This window comes from Gordonia sp. 135 (assembly GCF_009720185.1).
GTDB classification, from domain to species: domain Bacteria; phylum Actinomycetota; class Actinomycetes; order Mycobacteriales; family Mycobacteriaceae; genus Gordonia; species Gordonia alkanivorans.
Genome location: NZ_CP046257.1, coordinates 1,551,137 through 1,567,758, shown reverse-complemented (window position 1 = coordinate 1,567,758; position 16,622 = coordinate 1,551,137). Strand labels below are relative to the sequence as shown.

Below are 16,622 nucleotides of genomic sequence, written 5' to 3'. Positions count from 1 at the left end.
TTTCGAAGTGGGGTGACCCGGATCAGGGGTGTAGGTCAGAGGAGTTCGAGGATGGTGGTGTTGGCCATGCCGCCGGCCTCACACATCGACTGGAGGCCGTAGCGGATCCCGTTGTCGCGCATGTGGTGCACGAGGCGGGTCATCAGGATGGCACCCGAACCGCCGAGCGGGTGGCCGACGGCGATCGCGCCGCCGAGCGGGTTGAGTCGCTCGATGTCGGCGCCGGTCTCGGCCTGCCAGGCCAGCGGCACCGGCGCGAAGGCCTCATTGATCTCGAAGGCCCCGATGTCGTCGATCGACAGACCGGAACGCTTGAGCGCCTTGGCCGTCGACGGGATGGGGCCGGTCAGCATGATGACCGGGTCGTCGGCGGCGACGACCGCGGTGTGGATTCGGGCGATCGGCGTCAGGCCATGCGATTTCGCCGTCTCCGACGACATGATCAGCAGTGCACCCGAGCCGTCGGAGATCTGCGAGGAGTTGCCGGCGTGGATGACGCCGTCCTCGGCGAACGCGGGCTTGAGCTTGCCGAGCGACTCCAGGGTGCCGCCGCGGCGGATGCCCTCGTCACCTTCGAGCACACCGGGGATCGGGGCGAGCTGACCGTCGAATGCACCGCGGTCGACGGCGGCGGCCGCGAGTTCGTGTGAGCGCAGGGAGTACTCGTCGAGGCGGGTGCGGTCGAAACCCCACTTCGAGGCGATGGTCTCCGCGCCCAGGCCCTGGCTGAACTTGTCGATGCCGTAGCGGTCGAGGACGGTGGCCGGCTGGTGCTCGCCGTTGGGGGCCGAGCTGCCCATCGCGACCCGGCTCATCGACTCCACGCCACCGGCGATGACGACGTCCTGCTGGCCCGAGATCACCGCGGCGGCGGCCTGGCTGACGGCCTGCTGACTCGATCCGCACGCACGAGTGACGGTGGTGCCGGGGACCGATTCCGGCCATCCGGCCGCGAGGATCGCGGTACGCGCGATGTTGCCGGCCTGCTCCGACGACTGGCTGACGCAACCCCACACGACGTCGTCGACGATCGCGGGTTCGACCCCGGTCCGCTCGACGAGAGCCTCGAGGACATGGGCGGACAGGTCGGCCGGGTGGATTCCGGACAGGGCTCCGCGGCGGCGTCCGATCGGGGCGCGGACGGCGTCGACGATCACTGCATCGCGCATGAGGTCTCCTAAGAATGTCGGGCAGTGGATGTGCGTTGTGGGTGGAACCGAGGACGTCCGTGAGCGGAAGTCACCCGTCCTATCGAGCCGACCACGAACGGGTCTGGCGGACAAGTCGATTCCCGCTCACGGACGATGAGGCGCTGCCTATGGGCGAGGTGCTTCCTCAGGCGGTCAGGACCGCATGCGGGCGCAGACGCTTGCGGTCGCGCACCGGGTTGGCGAAGACCAGCGTCAGCACGGCACAGACCGAGGCGACCAGTCCGAGCACCTGGAACGCGGTGGCATAGCCCTCGGCCGGGGTGGCCGCGGCGTCGACGATGACACCCGTGGCGTACGGCGCAACGAGGCCGCCGATGGCCATGATCGCCAGGAAGACACCGAGGGTGCCGGCGGTCTGGCGCGGCGGACAGATCTCCGCAACAGCTGCGTTGAACAGCGGGAACACCATGGCGGCGAACCCGTAGCCGACCGACAGGATCAGGACACAGATGATCGGGGTGCTGATCGACGGCAGCAGGAAAAGCATCACACCGGAGATCAGGACGCCCACCGACGGGACGACGATGCGGAGCACCCGCGGTGACGCGCCCTTGGTGATCATGCGGTCGCTGGTGACCGAGCTCAGCAGCATCAGGGCGAGGCCGACGATCGACGGGAACGCGAACATCGAACCGGACTGCAGCTGGCTGTATCCGAGGCCGTCCTCGAAGTACGACGGCAGCCAGGTCAGCACGACGGACACCAGTGCATAGACACTCATGACGAGCAGGGCTCCGGTGATGAAGGTCGGCGCGAGGAAGATCTTGATCCACGGGGTGGCCGGCTCGGCGTCGGCCGGGGAATCCTCACCCTTCTCACTGTCGTCGACCTTCTTGGTCTTGCCGCTCGCGATGTAGGGTCCAGGGCGCCAGACCGAGAGCCACACGACGGCCCAGACGACACCGGCGGCGGCCAGCGCGAACAGTGCCCAACGCCAGCCGAAGCTGACGGTGATCACGGTGAGCAGCGGCGCGATGGCGATCTTGGAGATCGACGCGGAACCGGCCAGGAGTGCACCGGGCAGCGCGCGGCGGGCGGGCGGGTGCCAGGCATAGGCGGCCGTGTGCAGCAACGCCGACGACGGCCCCTCGGCGAGGCCGAGGAACAGCCGGCTGATGAGGAGGACCGCAAAGCCCGCGACCGCGATCATCGGGAGCATCGCGGCGGCCCAGCACAGTCCGAGGAGGACCAGCGACCAGCGCAGCGTCATCCAGCGGTTGAGCAGGCCGGCGAAGAACCCGCCGATGGTGAAGGTGAGGAAGAACAGGCTGCCGACGAGGCCGATCTGCGAGGCGCTGAGGCCCAGTTCCTCACGCAGCGGCTTGGCGATGATGCCGAGCACGGCCTTGTCGGCATAGTTGATGACGTACAGGCTGACCAGCAAGGAGGTCAGGCTCCAGGCGGTGAGCCGGGATTCGCCGAGCGGGCCGACGCCGCCGCGCTGGGCGGCGAGCGTCTCGAAGTCGGAGGTGGTGGGAGCGTCGGCAGCGGCGGAGGCCGAGGGCTTCCTGCCGGGGCCGGATCCGGAGGCGGTCGTGACCGTCATAGGGGTGTACCTCTTCCAGGGGGAATGGAATCGGGGGTCTGGGGGACGATGCGAATCAAGTGTGGTGGATCACATCTGCACCCGATTGGACGGGGCGTGTTCCCATCGCCGCAACAGGCGCTCGATGAAGGCTCCGACTGTCGCAGCCTATGTGTCAGGGGTCACAACGCCGTGAACAGGCCGCATTGGTCAGCCCTATCGGAGGGTTAGGCGCGAACACTGTCCGATCCGCTTCCGGAGACGGTCGTGGGTCATTGGCCCGCGCTATCGCACCCTTAGCGCATCGCGTCTACTTCCGCCGGACGCCGGACGGCATGCTTGGGTATGTTGCGTCCCACATCCGCCCGTCGGTGCGACCCGCACCGCCCACTCACGGGAGAGAACTCACCACCATGACCCGTCTCGCGCAGACCCTGGGCCTCACCGAGATCCAGACGGAGATCGTCGCCAACGTGCGATCTTTCGTCGACAAACAGATCATCCCGAATGCGCAGGAACTCGAGCATGCGGACGAGTACCCGCAGGCCATCGTCGACGGCATGAGCGAGATGGGCCTGTTCGGCCTGATGATCCCCGAGGAGTACGGCGGCCTCGGCGAATCGCTGCTCACCTACGCACTGTGCGTCGAGGAACTGGCCCGCGGCTGGATGAGCGTCTCGGGCGTCATCAACACCCATTTCATCGTCGCGTACATGCTGCGCCAGCACGGAACCGACGAGCAGAAGCAGCGGTTCCTGCCGCGGATGGCCACCGGCGAGGTGCGCGGCGCGTTCTCCATGTCGGAACCCGAACTCGGCTCCGACGTCGCGGCGATCAAGACGACCGCCAAGCGCGACGGTGACGACAATTACGTGATCAACGGTCAGAAGATGTGGCTGACCAACGGCGGGTCGTCGACTCTGGTTGCGGCCCTTGTCCGTACCGAGGAGGGCGAGGAGCGCCCGCACAAGAACCTGACCACGTTCCTGGTGGAGAAGCCCGCCGGTTTCGGCGAGGTGGTCCCGGGCGTGACCATCCCCCGCAAGCTGGACAAGATGGGCTACAAGGGAATCGACACCACCGAACTCGTCTTCGACGGCTACCGCGCGCCGGCCACCGACATCCTCGGCGGCGTGCCCGGCAAGGGTTTCGCGCACATGATGGACGGGGTCGAGGTCGGCCGCGTGAACGTGTCCGCGCGGGCGTGCGGAATCGCCCAGCGCGCCTTTGAACTCGGCGTGAAGTACGCCCAGCAGCGCTCCACCTTCGGCAAGCCCATCGCCGAGCATCAGGCCATCGCCTTCTCGCTCGCCGAGATGGCGACCAAGGTCGAGGCCGCGCACCTGATGATGGTCAACGCTGCGCGGCTCAAAGACTCCGGCGAACGCAACGACGTCGCCGCCGGGATGGCCAAGTACCTGTGCAGCGAGTACTGCGCCGAGGTCACCCAGGCGTCGTTCCGCATCCACGGCGGCTACGGCTACTCCAAGGAGTTCGAGATCGAACGCCTGATGCGCGACGCCCCGTTCCTGCTCATCGGCGAGGGCACCAGCGAGATCCAGAAGCAGATCATCTCCAAGGGACTCCTGCGCGAGTACCGCGAGCAGTAATCAATCCCCCTCTTCCCCAACACCTTTAGGAACTGACCATGCAGCGTCGCATCTTCACCGAGGACCACGAGGCCTTCCGCAAGACGATCCGCGATTTCATCGCCAAGGAAGTCACGCCCGTCTACCACGACTGGGAGAAGCAGGGGCACCCCCCGCGCGAGTTCTACAACCGGCTCGGCGATCTCGGCGTCCTGGGCATCGAGGCCCCCGAGGAGTTCGGCGGCGGTGGCGTCAGCGACTTCACCTACTCACTGGTGATCGCCGAGGAGACCTCCGCGGCCGGCGTCACCTTCGGCAGCTATTCGGTGCACTCGAACCTGATCCTGCCCTACCTGATGGAGTACGGGACCCAGGAGCAGAAGGAGCGCTGGATCCCCGGATTCTGTTCCGGCGAACTCATGTTCGCGATCGCGATGACCGAGCCCGGCACCGGTTCGGACCTCGCGAACATCGCGACCACCGCGAAGCTGTCCGAGGACGGCTCGCACTACGTACTCGACGGCGCGAAGACCTTCATCACCGGCGGCGCCCTCGCCGACCGCATCCTCGTCGTCGCCCGCACCACGCCGTTCGATCCCGAGAACCGTCGTGCGGGACTGTCGATCCTGGTGGTGGACACCAAATCCGAGGGCTTCGCGGTGGGCCGCAAGATCGAGAAGATCGGGCTCAAGGCGTCCGACACCGCCGAGCTGTCCTTCGACTCGGTGAAGGTGCCGGTGGAGGATCTGCTCGGCGAGGAGGGCGCCGGCTTCACGTACCTGAGCCACAACCTCGCGCAGGAGCGTCTGACCATCGCGATCGGGGCGTCGGCCACCGCCGCCGCGGCCGTCCAGCACGCCATCGCCTACACCAAGGAACGCGAGGTCTTCGGCAGGCCGGTCGCGGCGTTCCAGAACACCAAGTTCGTGCTCGCCGAGTGCTCGGCCGAGGTCGAGGCCATCCGCGCCATCGTCGACCGTGCACTCGAGCTGCACAACGAGGGCGAACTGACCGTCCCCGATGCCGCGCGCGCCAAGCTGTTCGCGACCGAGACCGCGGGCAAGGTCATCGACAAGTGCCTGCAGCTGCACGGTGGTTACGGCTACGTCCTCGAGTACCCGATCGCCCGCCTGTACGCCGACACCCGCGTCACGCGCATCTACGGTGGCACCAGCGAGGTCATGAAGACGATCATCGCGAAGGATCTGGGGCTCTAGGTTCCCGCTCTCGCCCAGAGTGCGGGATGAGTGCTGGATTCCAGCACTCATCCCGCACTCTGTGTTTGGCGTAGAGCGTATTCGACCTGCGCCGCAACGTACCCCGGCTTCTCCAGCAGGTCCGCCCAGGTGAAGTTGAGAACCGTCCACCCGGCGGTGATCAGGACGTTGCGTCGGGTGCGGTCGGATTGGAAGACCTCAGTGTCGCGGTGGTAGGCCATCCCGTCGATCTCGACGGCCACCTTCTCGGCAAGGAAGGCAAAGTCGATGACGTAGCCTGCGGCGGGATGATTGGCGACCCACCCGGTGATGCGGTGCTCCTCGAACACGTCGACGGCGAGTCGCTCCGCAGCAGATCGGGCACCCGACCCGACCAGGACGAGCATCTTTCCCATCTCGGCAGCGCCCTGGCACTTGCGTCGACGTTGATACACCGCGACCAACGCCTCGACCGTCACCTTCTCGCGCTGGAGTGCCCGATCGATCACGTCCATGCTGTCTTCGACAGCGCCCTCGAGGACGGACAGTGGAAGCGCCGTCACGCGAAGGCCCTTGTGAACGACGACGTCCGCGCCGCTCAGGGTTCGCCGGATGACCTTTCTGCCCTTCACTGCCGTGCCCTTCCAACTCTTGGGACCGGTGACCGTGACGACGGCGGGCCGCTTGGTCGCCACACCGTGCCACCAGGCCGCTGCCAGCCCGCTGAGTACCGCGTCCTGAGACACCGACAACGTCGCGACCCGGGTTCGGGAGCGGTTGGTGACCGGATGATCAGCCAGGCGGTAGAGCCCGTGCGCCTCACGAACCCACTCCCCGGACTTCACCCGACGCGCGATCGCGCCGTTGCTCAGGCCGTGCTCGTGAGCCTCGTCGACGGTGACCAAGCCGTCATGGGCGAGGGCGAGGGTGCGGAGCGCCGTCGGTATCACCATGCTTCGTTGGACGCATATGGGCCGTTGCTGGTTCCGAAGTAACGCCGTCCCCACATAATGCGAAATCAGTGCCGAGAGGCAGCACCAATGACGCACTCTGCGTACGGGCGTGATCTGCTTGCCTTAATATTCGCTGAGCGAAGCAGTGGGTCGGGACGTGGGAAAGTGCGGGAAACAGTTGGTGCGGGAGTCTAAGCGCGGGGTACGTCTGCTGGCGGCGGTCTTGATCACCGCATTCGTGACAGCACTGGTGGCCGCAACGGCATCCCCCGCGCAGGCGGCGCCCGCCCGCTACACCGGCGGCCCGTACATCGCCATGGGCGACTCGCGCGCGTCGGGCGGGTTCTTCACACCGACTCCGGGCTACTTCGACGGCTGCAAACGGTCGGCGCTCAACTATCCGAAGTACGTGGCGGCGATGACGCTGCCGCGGCGCTTCGTCGACATCTCGTGTGCCGGGGCGCAGTCCGCGCATCTCTATCGCGCCGCGCAGCACACCCCGCGCGGGGCGAAGACGGCCCAGCTGAACCTGGTTCCCCGCGATGCGCAGCTCATCACCGTCAGCATCGGCGGCAACGACATGCAGTGGGCCGCGATCCTCTCGCAGTGCAAGATCCGCCAGCCGCTCACCGACCGACGCTGCCGGAACAATCCGCGCCTCGAGAACGAGGTCCGGTGGCGCGTGCAGCGCATGGAGGACCGCGTCACCCCGGCGCTGCGGGCGATCCGCAAGAAGGCACCCCGCGCACAGATCATCGTCGTCGGCCTCGGCGGGTTCATCGGCAACAGCGGTTGCTGGCCGCTGATCCCGCTCAGCGATCCCGACGCCCGGTGGATGCGGCAGGTGTTCCACCGCGCCAACGACGCCCTGCTGCGCGCGACGACCAAGGTCGAGGGCCGTTTCGTCGACGCCAATCGCGGGTCGCTCGGGCACGATCCGTGCAATCTGATCACGCCCTGGTACGAGAGCGCGCTGTCGAACCGGATCGCGATGCCCTATCACGTCAACCAGGCGGGAGCATTCGCGATCGCCATGATGATCAACGGCGCGATCCGCCGGTAGCTCGCACATGACCGGTCACTAACCTGGTCGGCGTGGCTCATCTTCTCGGCGCGGAAACCCTAGGTCTGGAATACCCGACGACCAAGGTCTTCGACTCGGTGTCCCTCGGCGTCAACGAGGGCGACCGGATCGGCATCGTCGGGCGCAACGGCGACGGCAAGTCGAGCCTGCTGGCGATGCTCGCGGGCCGCAAGCAACCCGACTCCGGCCGCGTCACGGTGCGCGGCGGGGTGCGCGTCGGCGTCCTGGACCAGGTCGACCGCTTCGACGACGACGAGACCGTCGGACACGCCGTCGTCGGCGACCGTCCCGAACACGAATGGGCAGGCGACGCGAAGGTCCGCGACGTGATCGGTGGACTGCTCGGCGACGTCGACTGGAATGCCACGACGGGTTCCCTGTCCGGCGGTCAGCGCCGCCGCGTGTCACTCGCCCGGCTCCTGGCCGGCGAACACGACGTCCTCGCGCTCGACGAGCCGACCAACCACCTCGACGTCGAGGCCATCACGTGGCTCGCCGACCACCTCAAGCGCCGCTGGCCCGCCAACGCCGGCGGACTGCTGGTCGTCACCCACGACCGCTGGTTCCTCGACGAGGTCTGCACGGTCACCTGGGAGGTGCACGACCGGATCGTCGAACCGTTCGAAGGCGGATACGCCGCCTACATCCTCCAGCGTGTGGAACGTGACCGGCAGGCCGCGACCATCGAGGCGCGGCGGCAGAACCTGGCACGGAAAGAACTCGCGTGGCTGCGCCGCGGCGCACCGGCCCGCACCTCCAAGCCGAAGTTCCGCATCGACGCGGCCAACGCCCTCATCGCCGACGTCCCGCCCGTCCGCGACAAGGTCGCCCTCCAGTCGCTGGCCACCGCACGCCTCGGCAAGGATGTCGTCGACCTCCTCGACGTGTCGGTCTCCTACGGCGACCGCGACGTCCTCGACGGAGTCGAATGGCGCCTCGCCCCGGGTGAACGGACCGGCATCCTCGGGGTGAACGGTGCAGGAAAGTCGACGCTGCTCGGGCTCATCGCGGGCACGGTCGAAGCGACCGGCGGAAAGGTCAAGCGCGGCAAGACCGTCAAGGTCGCCACCCTCACCCAGCGCCTCGACGACCTCGACCGCTTCCTCGACGACCCGGTCCGGAAGGTGATCGCCGACCTCCAGACCACCTACACCTTCGGCTCCGGCTCGAAGGCGCAGGAGCTCTCCCCCTCGCAGCTGCTCGAACGCCTCGGCTTCGACAGTGCCCAGCTGTCCACCCCGGTCAAGGACCTGTCCGGTGGTCAGAAGCGTCGTCTGCAGTTGCTGCTCATCCTGCTCGATGCCCCGAACGTGCTGATCCTCGACGAGCCGACCAACGACCTCGACACCGACATGTTGGCCGCCCTCGAGGATCTCCTGGACTCCTGGCCCGGCACCCTCATCGTCGTGTCGCACGACCGGTACTTCCTCGAGCGTGTCACCGATCAGCAGTTCGCCGTGATGCACGGCAAGCTGCGCCATCTCCCCGGCGGTGTCGACGAGTTCCTGAAACTCCGTGCAGCACAGCAGAAGGAATCTGCGTCCGCGACGCCGTCGGGCTCAAGCGGCTCGTCGAGCGAATCCACCTCTGCACTCAGCGGCGCGGAACTGCGGGCAGCGAACAAGGAGCTGGCGGCACTGGAGCGCCGGATCGACAAGCTGCACAGCAAGATCGACGAGGCCCGCACCGCTCTCGCCGACCACGACCAGTCCGACTATCAGGGTCTGGCCGCCGAGACCGAACGCATCCGGGAGATGGAGTCCGAACTCGCCGAGATCGAGGAACGCTGGATGGAGCTCGGCGAAGCCCTCGAGTGATCAGCCGAACCCGCCTAACGACCGAAGGCCTCTCGGACGGCCGCCATGACATCGGGCAGTGACCCGTCGACGACGCTGCTGTGGTCGGCGCGGGCATAGGTCTTCAGGTCGACGCTCGTGCCGTTGCGCTCCATCGCCGACCGCAGCGAACGGCTCAGCGGATACGGCAGGACCGGGTCGAGGATGCCGTGGGCGATGGTGACCTTGGCCGGGTAGCCGGCGGTCGGGACCTCGGCATAGGCACGCAGCGCGTCACGGAACCTCTGATCCTCGGTGAACGACGACGCGACAAGCGATCCCGGCGACACCGACCGCAGCGCGGCGACGACGTCACCGTTGCAGCGGGCGCGGGACCGGTCCAGGAACCGTTTGCCGCTGTCGGTGAGAAAGTCTTCGATCTTCAATTCCGGCTGCGAATGGTCGAGGCCCGCAAGGGTGTAGAGGAACGGCGCGCTCAGGACGTTGAGGGCACCGAGTCCTGGAATCCGGGGTCCGAAGAGACCGAACAGGTTCTCCAGAGACGACACCGGGGCGATCGCGACCGCACCCTTGACCGGGAGCTCCGGGGCATACGCCGGTTGACGGTGCGCCGCATGCAGAGCCGCGTGGCCACCCTGGGAATGTCCGACCGACACCCAGGAATCGCCGAGCGCGGCGTCGACCGACCGTGCAGCGCGGATCATGTCGATGACCGAGTACGCCGCGGCGGCACCGCCGAGATAGTCGGTCTCCCCGGCCGATCCGAGTCCGGCATAGTCGGTGGCGGTCACCGCGTAACCGGCGTCGAGCGCGGCCCGCACGGGTGCTTCGACCCCGTCCCCCAGCCGGTGCTTCGTGGGCGCACAATCGTCGGCGATACCGACGGTGCCGTGTGCCCAGGAGACCACCGGCCATCCCCCGGCCGGCGGTGTGCCGCGCGGGACCCAGAAGACACCGGTCGCCATCGCCGGACGTCCACGCTGATCCCGCGTCGCATAGGTCAGACGGGTGCCGGCAGCCGCTGCCGACGGGAGCTGATCGTCGGAGACGTCGGTGGTGGCGAAGACGAATCCGTTGTCGGGGGCCGCGGCCGACGACAGCGGCGTCGATACGAACGACCCGAGGCCGACGAGCACGGCGACGAAAAACGTCAACACGGCGGTCAGGAGTCTGCGGAGCACCCGCACTACTGTAGTGACTCGCCCGAGAAGACGAGGTCAGGGAGTTGTGCCGGTCTCAGTCCGTGCCGAGGACGCGGGTTCCCGGTGCGGGACCACTCGCGGTGCGGACCGCGCGCGCGACGCCCGCTCCCGACAGCTCGGCGGCGACGTTCACCGCGGATTGCTCGTCCGCACACAGGAACGCACACGTCGGGCCCGATCCCGACACGATCCCGTTGAGGGCACCCGCGTCCACCCCGGCACGCAGCGTGCGACGCAGCGTCGGCTGCAGACTCAGCGCGGCCGGTTGGAGGTCGTTGTGCAGCAACGGTGCCACCGCGCGGGGATCACCGGAGGCGAGCGCCTGCATCAGGTCGTCGGGGGAACGCAGGAAGTCGCCCTCCTCGTCGACGTCACCAGACCTGGTGTCGCGCAACCGGTCCAGCTCCTTGTACACCGCGGGCGTCGACAAACCCTCGCGCGCGAGGGCGAGCACCCAGTGGAACTCGCCGCGGGAGAGCACCTGCATCAGCTGCTCACCGCGGCCGGTGCCCAGCGCCGTGTTGCCGTGGAGGGCGAACGGGACGTCGCTCCCGAGACCGGCTGCGATCTCGGCGAGTTCGTCACGCGAGATGTCGAGCTTCCACAGATGCGCGAGCGCCACGAGAGCCCCGGCCGCATCCGCGCTGCCGCCCGCCATGCCCCCGGCGACCGGGATCGTCTTCTCGATCCCGATCGCGACGTACCCCGCACGGTCCGCCCACCCGGCCAGGGCCTGAGCCGCACGGGCCGCGAGGTTGGAGGCGTCGGCGGGCACCGAACCGGCGCCCTCACCACGAACTGTCACGGACAGCTCGTTGGCACGCGCGACCCGGATGTCGTCGTGCAACGAGAGCGCTTGGAACACGGTGACCAGATCGTGGTACCCGTCATCCCGGCGCGGGCCCACACCCAGGTGGAGGTTCACCTTCGACGGGGCGCGCGCGGTGACCGAGTCGGTAACCACCGACAGCGACGTTCGCGACACAGTGAGTCAGACTAGTCGGGCCGATACGGATACGCGCTCAGGGCTGCTCCGCGGCGATCTCAGGGCCGCCATCCGCGGCGCGCGAGTTCACCGACGTGGTCGACGACCAGGACGGCCCCGGCATCGCGGAGCTCGGCCTCGGCGAATCCCCCGGACCGGACCGCGACACACTCGGCGGGGAGCCGATGTGCGGAGGCGACATCCCACACCGTGTCCCCGACCACGATCGCCCGGCCGCCGCCGGCCTCCGTCAGCGCCACTTCGAGAATGTCGGGTGCGGGTTTCGAATCGTCCGCATCGTCCGACGAGGTGACCGCCGCCAGGTCGTCCCGCTCGAAGCCCATCACTTCCAGTGCGGCATCGGTGAATTCGGCCTTCCCCGACGATGCCAGCGCCACCCGATAACCGGCATCGAGCAGGCCCCGGACGAAGTCGACGGCACCGGGCAACGGTCGGACGTCGGGTACCAGCTTCCGATAGTGGCGCTCCCAGTCGTCGCGCAGCGTGTCGCCCAGCGACTCCTCGACCTCGTCGCCGCAGATCTCGCCGACGAGGCGGTCGCCACCCATTCCGATGGCGCGGTGGACCTCCCACCACTGCGGGGTGAGATCGTGCGCGGTGAAGGCCTGCATCCAGGCGAGCGCGTGGAGATACGTCGAGTCGATCAGTGTCCCGTCGACGTCGAGCAACACGGTGTCAACAGATCCGCTCTCGTTGGCCTGGGTCATCTGCACCTGCTTTCCGGGTCGGAGCACTGCGAGCCGTCCGTTTACCCGAACGGCTCGCTGGCTACACCGGAGCGACCGATCTCGACGAGAGACCCGCAGAGGAGATCTGATGACAACCCGATTCGGGTACACCCTGATGACCGAGCAGGCCGGCCCCAAGGACCTCGTCCGCTTTGCCATCAGCGCCGAGGGCGCCGGCTTCGATTTCGAGGTGTCCAGCGACCACTACTTCCCATGGCTGTCCTCGCAGGGGCACGCCCCGTACGCGTGGTCGGTCCTGGGCGCGGTGGCCCACGCGACCGAACGCGTCGAGCTGATGACCTACGTGACCTGCCCGACGATCCGCTACCACCCGGCCATCATCGCGCAGAAGGCCGCGACCCTGCAGATCCTCGCCGACGGCCGCTTCACCCTCGGCCTGGGTTCGGGCGAGAACCTCAACGAGCACGTCGTCGGTGCGGGCTGGCCCGCGGTCACCGACCGCCAGGACATGCTCGCCGAGGCCATCGAGATCATCCGCAAACTGCACACGGGCGACCTCGTCGACTTCCGTGGCGAGTTCTTCCAGGTCGATGCCGCGCGCATCTGGGATCTCCCCGAGCAGCCCGTGCCGATCGGCGTCGCGGTGGCCGGCGACGCCGGGATCGAGACCTTCGGTCCGCTGGCCGACCATCTGATCGCGGTCGAACCGAACGCCGACCTGGTCTCCTCCTGGAACGCGCAGGCGGCCACGGGGACGATCGACGGCAAGAGCACGCGTGCCATCGGGCAGATCCCGATCAGCTGGGACCCGGACCGCGATGCCGCCGTCGAACGGGCCCACGACCAGTTCCGGTGGTTCGCCGGCGGCTGGGATGTCAACGCCGACCTCCGCACCACCGCGGGCTTCGCGGCCGCGACCCAGTACGTCACCCCCGACGACGTGGCCGCCAACATCCCGTGCGGTCCCGACCTCGATCAGATCGTCGACGCCGTGAAGCCCTTCTGGGAGGCCGGGTTCACCGACGTCGCGCTCGTGCAGATCGGTGGCGAGACGCAGGACGATTTCCTGCGGGACGCCGCCCCGGAACTGCTGGAGAAGCTGCGCGCGGCGCCGAGCTGATAACTGCGCGCCGAGAGCTCAAGCGCTCCTCGCACCTCAGGCGGCTGGAGTGGGACCGGATTCCCTACTGCCGAACCTCATCTCGACCGACAGACGTCGATCGAAGTCTGGCGGTCGGGGTCGAAGTCGACCGGAGCGATCCGTCAGACGGTGCGGGCCAACCGCACGAAGTCGTCGACGTCGAGTTTCTCACCGCGGATGCCGGGATCGATGTCGGCGGCGCGCAACCGGCGCTCTGCCTCGGCCGGGGAGCCCGCCCAGCCGGCCAGTGCCGACCGCATCGTCTTGCGGCGCTGCGCGAATGCCGCGTCGATCACGGCGAACACCGTCTGCCGGAACACCGGGTCGATCGGATAGTCGTCGGTGCGCTCGATGCGCACGAGTCCGGACTCGACCTTGGGTTCGGGCCAGAACACGTTGCGCCCCACCGCGCCCGCGCGAGTCACACGGCCGTGGTAGCGGGCCTTCACACTCGGTACGCCGTAGGTGCGGCTGCCGGGCGGTGCGGCGAGCCGGTCGGCCACTTCCGCCTGGACCATCACCAGGGCGGTCGCGATCTCGGGGAACAGTCCGAGCAGGTGCAGCAGGACTGGGACCGAGACGTTGTAGGGGAGGTTGGCGACGAGAGCCGTCGGCACGACGGGCAGGTCGTCGCGGGTCACCTGCAGGGCGTCGGCGAGCACGACGTCGAAGTCGGCGCTCTGCGCCGGTGCGTACTCAGCGACGGTCTGCGGAATCCGTTGCGCCAGAATCGGATCGATTTCGATCGCGACGACCCGGCCGGCCGTGCCGAGAAGGGCGAGGGTCAGCGACCCGAGTCCGGGGCCGACCTCGAGGACGACGTCCTGGGAACCGACGCCGGAGGCCGTGACGATCCGGCGCACGGTGTTCGCGTCATGGACGAAGTTCTGGCCCAGTGTCTTGGTCGGCCGGACACCGACCTCGGCGGCGAGCTCGCGGATCTGCGCGGGTCCGAGCAGTCGCGGTGCGTCGCCTGGCGTGTCGTCGTTCAGCGCAGGCCCAACTTGGACGTGCACGACGGCCATGCGCCCCAGCCCTGCGCGGCCTGGGTCTTCTTGGCGATCGCGATCTGCTCTTCGCGGGTGGCGAGGTCGGCGCGCGGTGCGTACTCGAGACCGCCCCAGCGCTCCCAGGTGTTCTGGTCGAACTGGACGCCGCCGTAGAACCCGTTGCCGGTGTTGATGGCCCAGTTCCCGGTGGCCTCGCACTGCGCGAGGGCGTCCCAGACGGAGCCCGGCGGGACGAACGGCGCTCCCGGCTTGGTGCCGATGCGGACGGTGGCGGCGACGGGCTCGCTGAGCACCTCGCTCGTCAACTTGTCGCGCTTCACGACTCGTCCGTTCACCTTGGTGACCTTATACGTCACCCGCGCCTCACCGGGGGTGCCCTTCTTCTCGACGACCTTGCGGTCGCGGACGAGGGTGGGATCTTCCTTCTTGACCTCCGGCGGGGCGACCGGCTCGGTGACGGTGACGTCCTCGGTCTTGATGCGCGTGACGATGATCTTCAGGTCCGGGGTGACCTCGGTGTCGGCGGCCGGGACGACCTTGTCCTCGGCGCCGAGCGGCGTACCGAGTGCCTCCAGGAGGTCCTTGACGGTGTGGGCGGCGACCACCGGGCGCTTCTTGGCCGGACCGTCGACCAGTTGCACCGGCTTGGGGAGCGCGACGTCGATCTTGCCGCCGTCGACGGGCAGTTCCTCGGTGCCGAAGTCGGCTTCCTCGGCGGCGTGCTCCAGGCCCCGCTCCTCGAGCAGCTGGTCCACGGTGGACGCGTTGGTGATGATGGTCTCGCGCTTGCCCTCGATGTCGAGGGTGAGCTTCTTCAGACGGTTGACCTTGATGGTCTGGCCCTCGCCGAAACCGGAGTCGAGCGACGGGTTGACCTTGTCACCGTCGGCCGGGGCGAGACCCTCGGACTCGAGCAGGCTCTCCACCGACATCGCCATCGTGGAGACCTGACGAGTCTGCCCGTCGACGTCGATGGTGACGGTCTTGTGCATCGCGACGCCCATGACACCACCGGCGGCGACGGTCGCGCAGACGGCTCCCACCGCCAGGCGGGCACGCAGGGAATCGGTCCCGTTGATCTTGGAGAAGACCGACGTGGGCGAGACTGAGGGAGGCAGAGAAGGCAAGGCACAACAATCTGGTCGGGAACAAGGCGCCGCCGCGACCGGAAGACCATCCGAGCTGTTCGGGATGCGTGAGCATCGCAAGCGTGAACCGCTGAGAGCCGGATGTATCGCTCTGGCCGAGCGGGATCACAGTACGATAACGAACCGGCCAGATTATGGCAAAGGGATGTTGTAGGCGCGTCGCGCATTGATGCCTAACAGACGGGCCATCTCCTCTTCGGGCACCCCTCTGACCTCGGCGATCGCCCGCGCCGTGTAGGGCAGGCAGTACGACTGATTCGGCTGGCCACGGTAGGGATGCGGCGTCAGGAACGGCGCGTCGGTCTCTACCAGGATCTGTTCGTCGGGCACCAATTCGGCCGCGACGCGCAGTTCGTCGGCATTGGCGAAGCTCACAGTCCCGGCAAAGCTCAGGATGTACCCGCGGTCGACGCATTCTCGGGCAACGTTCCGGTCACCGGAGAAGCAATGCATGATCACGGTCTCGGGGGCACCTTCGGCGGCCAGGATGTCCAGCAGATCCCGGTCGGCCTCCCGGTTGTGGATCATCAGCGGCTTGCCGACCCGCTTCGCGAGATCGATGTGCCACCGGAACGTCTCGTGCTGGACCTCCGGCGACGCGCAGTCGTCGGACTTACCCGGCCAGTAGTAGTCCAGTCCCGTCTCACCCACCGCGACGACCCGCGGATGACGGACCATCTGCTCGAGTTCGGCGGCGGTCTCGCCGTTCAGGTCGCCCGCATGCATCGGATGCAGTGCGACGGCCGCATAGACCCGGTCGTCCCACTCCGCCGCGGCGACCGCCCAGCGGGCGTCGACCATGTCGTCGGCAACAGTCACCATCTGGTCGACGCCGACCGCCTGCGCGTGGTCGAGGATGGCGCGGACCGACTGGGCATCCCGCCCGCCGCACGCCGCGAGGTGGGTGTGGGCGTCGACGAGGCCCGGCAACGGCGTCGGATCCGGCGGCGGCTCGCGCCGGCGGCGCTTCTTGGCCGCCTTGTTGCTCAGGGTCTCGGCAGGAGCGTCGGCGGTGGCTCCGGTCGGGGGTCCGGCTGCGGCGTCGCTGGCGTCGCTCATGGCAATCACCTTG

Annotated in this window: 14 protein-coding genes; 5 read left to right on the top strand and 9 right to left on the bottom strand. The window is 68.0% G+C overall.

What is annotated here, in order from left to right; genetic code table 11:
* Nucleotides 1-35 precede the first annotated feature (35 nt).
* Nucleotides 36-1,169 carry a thiolase family protein gene (locus GKZ92_RS07160; RefSeq protein ID WP_006357876.1) on the bottom strand — a complete coding sequence of 378 codons (1,134 nt, stop codon included), beginning with the start codon at nt 1,167-1,169 and terminating at the stop codon, nt 36-38.
* Between the two features lie 166 nt (nt 1,170-1,335).
* Nucleotides 1,336-2,757, bottom strand: a complete 1,422-nt coding sequence (locus tag GKZ92_RS07155; RefSeq protein ID WP_006357875.1) for an MFS transporter — start codon at nt 2,755-2,757, stop codon at nt 1,336-1,338.
* 392 nt (nt 2,758-3,149) lie between these two features.
* Here GKZ92_RS07155 and GKZ92_RS07150 point away from each other — a divergent pair, with 392 nt between their 5' ends.
* A complete protein-coding gene (locus GKZ92_RS07150; RefSeq protein ID WP_040004029.1) occupies nt 3,150-4,346 on the top strand; it encodes an acyl-CoA dehydrogenase family protein in 1,197 nt (398 codons plus the stop codon).
* A gap of 38 nt (nt 4,347-4,384) precedes the next feature.
* Nucleotides 4,385-5,542 (top strand): acyl-CoA dehydrogenase family protein, encoded by a 1,158-nt coding sequence (locus GKZ92_RS07145; protein WP_006357873.1) that lies wholly within the window; start codon nt 4,385-4,387, stop codon nt 5,540-5,542.
* Nucleotides 5,543-5,589: 47 nt separating this feature from the next.
* On the opposite strand, the gene GKZ92_RS07140 is transcribed toward GKZ92_RS07145, so the two are convergent.
* Nucleotides 5,590-6,474: a type IV toxin-antitoxin system AbiEi family antitoxin domain-containing protein gene (locus GKZ92_RS07140; RefSeq protein ID WP_006357872.1), complete on the bottom strand. Its 885-nt coding sequence runs from the start codon at nt 6,472-6,474 to the stop codon at nt 5,590-5,592.
* Nucleotides 6,475-6,652: 178 nt separating this feature from the next.
* Between GKZ92_RS07140 and GKZ92_RS07135 the strand changes: the two genes are divergently transcribed.
* Together GKZ92_RS07135 and GKZ92_RS07130 are read left to right on the top strand one after the other, a co-directional pair.
* A complete protein-coding gene (locus GKZ92_RS07135; protein ID WP_006357871.1) occupies nt 6,653-7,537 on the top strand; it encodes an SGNH/GDSL hydrolase family protein in 885 nt (294 codons plus the stop codon).
* A gap of 32 nt (nt 7,538-7,569) precedes the next feature.
* Nucleotides 7,570-9,375, top strand: coding sequence for an ABC-F family ATP-binding cassette domain-containing protein (locus tag GKZ92_RS07130; RefSeq protein ID WP_006357870.1), 1,806 nt, complete (start codon nt 7,570-7,572; stop codon nt 9,373-9,375).
* Nucleotides 9,376-9,389: 14 nt separating this feature from the next.
* Here GKZ92_RS07130 and GKZ92_RS07125 read toward each other — a convergent pair whose 3' ends face one another.
* From GKZ92_RS07125 to GKZ92_RS07115, 3 genes are read right to left on the bottom strand one after another with little or no spacing between them, the layout of a single operon-like run.
* Nucleotides 9,390-10,535 (bottom strand): alpha/beta fold hydrolase, encoded by a 1,146-nt coding sequence (locus GKZ92_RS07125; RefSeq protein WP_414538642.1) that lies wholly within the window; start codon nt 10,533-10,535, stop codon nt 9,390-9,392.
* A gap of 55 nt (nt 10,536-10,590) precedes the next feature.
* On the bottom strand, nt 10,591-11,541 hold the full coding sequence (locus tag GKZ92_RS07120; RefSeq protein WP_006357868.1) for a 4-(cytidine 5'-diphospho)-2-C-methyl-D-erythritol kinase: 951 nt from the start codon (nt 11,539-11,541) through the stop codon (nt 10,591-10,593).
* 59 nt (nt 11,542-11,600) lie between these two features.
* Entirely contained in the window at nt 11,601-12,269 is a 669-nt protein-coding gene (locus GKZ92_RS07115) for an HAD family hydrolase (RefSeq protein ID WP_035750868.1), read from the bottom strand.
* A gap of 109 nt (nt 12,270-12,378) precedes the next feature.
* On the opposite strand from GKZ92_RS07115, the gene GKZ92_RS07110 reads away from it, so the two are divergent.
* Nucleotides 12,379-13,371 (top strand): LLM class F420-dependent oxidoreductase, encoded by a 993-nt coding sequence (locus GKZ92_RS07110; protein ID WP_155225151.1) that lies wholly within the window; start codon nt 12,379-12,381, stop codon nt 13,369-13,371.
* 143 nt (nt 13,372-13,514) lie between these two features.
* Here the strand turns inward: GKZ92_RS07110 and rsmA are convergent, their stop codons facing one another.
* From rsmA to GKZ92_RS07095, 3 genes are all read right to left on the bottom strand, one after another.
* On the bottom strand, nt 13,515-14,417 hold the full coding sequence (gene rsmA, locus GKZ92_RS07105) for a 16S rRNA (adenine(1518)-N(6)/adenine(1519)-N(6))-dimethyltransferase RsmA (RefSeq protein WP_035750359.1): 903 nt from the start codon (nt 14,415-14,417) through the stop codon (nt 13,515-13,517).
* On the bottom strand, nt 14,381-15,529 hold the full coding sequence (locus GKZ92_RS07100; protein ID WP_187346474.1) for a resuscitation-promoting factor: 1,149 nt from the start codon (nt 15,527-15,529) through the stop codon (nt 14,381-14,383). Before GKZ92_RS07100 ends, rsmA begins: the two co-directional genes overlap by 37 nt.
* Before the next feature lie 153 nt (nt 15,530-15,682).
* Nucleotides 15,683-16,609, bottom strand: coding sequence for a TatD family hydrolase (locus tag GKZ92_RS07095; protein ID WP_035750356.1), 927 nt, complete (start codon nt 16,607-16,609; stop codon nt 15,683-15,685).
* Nucleotides 16,610-16,622 lie beyond the last annotated feature (13 nt).

Bases quoted from the DNA above. Each gene is read 5' to 3' on its own strand.
- GKZ92_RS07160 (WP_006357876.1), bottom strand. From the start codon at position 1,169: ATGCGCGATGCAGTGATCGTCGACGCCGTCCGCGCCCCGATCGGACGC.
- GKZ92_RS07155 (WP_006357875.1), bottom strand. From the start codon at position 2,757: ATGACGGTCACGACCGCCTCCGGATCCGGCCCCGGCAGGAAGCCCTCG.
- GKZ92_RS07150 (WP_040004029.1), top strand. From the start codon at position 3,150: ATGACCCGTCTCGCGCAGACCCTGGGCCTCACCGAGATCCAGACGGAG.
- GKZ92_RS07115 (WP_035750868.1), bottom strand. From the start codon at position 12,269: ATGACCCAGGCCAACGAGAGCGGATCTGTTGACACCGTGTTGCTCGAC.
- GKZ92_RS07145 (WP_006357873.1), top strand. From the start codon at position 4,385: ATGCAGCGTCGCATCTTCACCGAGGACCACGAGGCCTTCCGCAAGACG.
- GKZ92_RS07110 (WP_155225151.1), top strand. From the start codon at position 12,379: ATGACAACCCGATTCGGGTACACCCTGATGACCGAGCAGGCCGGCCCC.
- GKZ92_RS07140 (WP_006357872.1), bottom strand. From the start codon at position 6,474: ATGGTGATACCGACGGCGCTCCGCACCCTCGCCCTCGCCCATGACGGC.
- rsmA (WP_035750359.1), bottom strand. From the start codon at position 14,417: ATGGCCGTCGTGCACGTCCAAGTTGGGCCTGCGCTGAACGACGACACG.
- GKZ92_RS07095 (WP_035750356.1), bottom strand. From the start codon at position 16,609: ATGAGCGACGCCAGCGACGCCGCAGCCGGACCCCCGACCGGAGCCACC.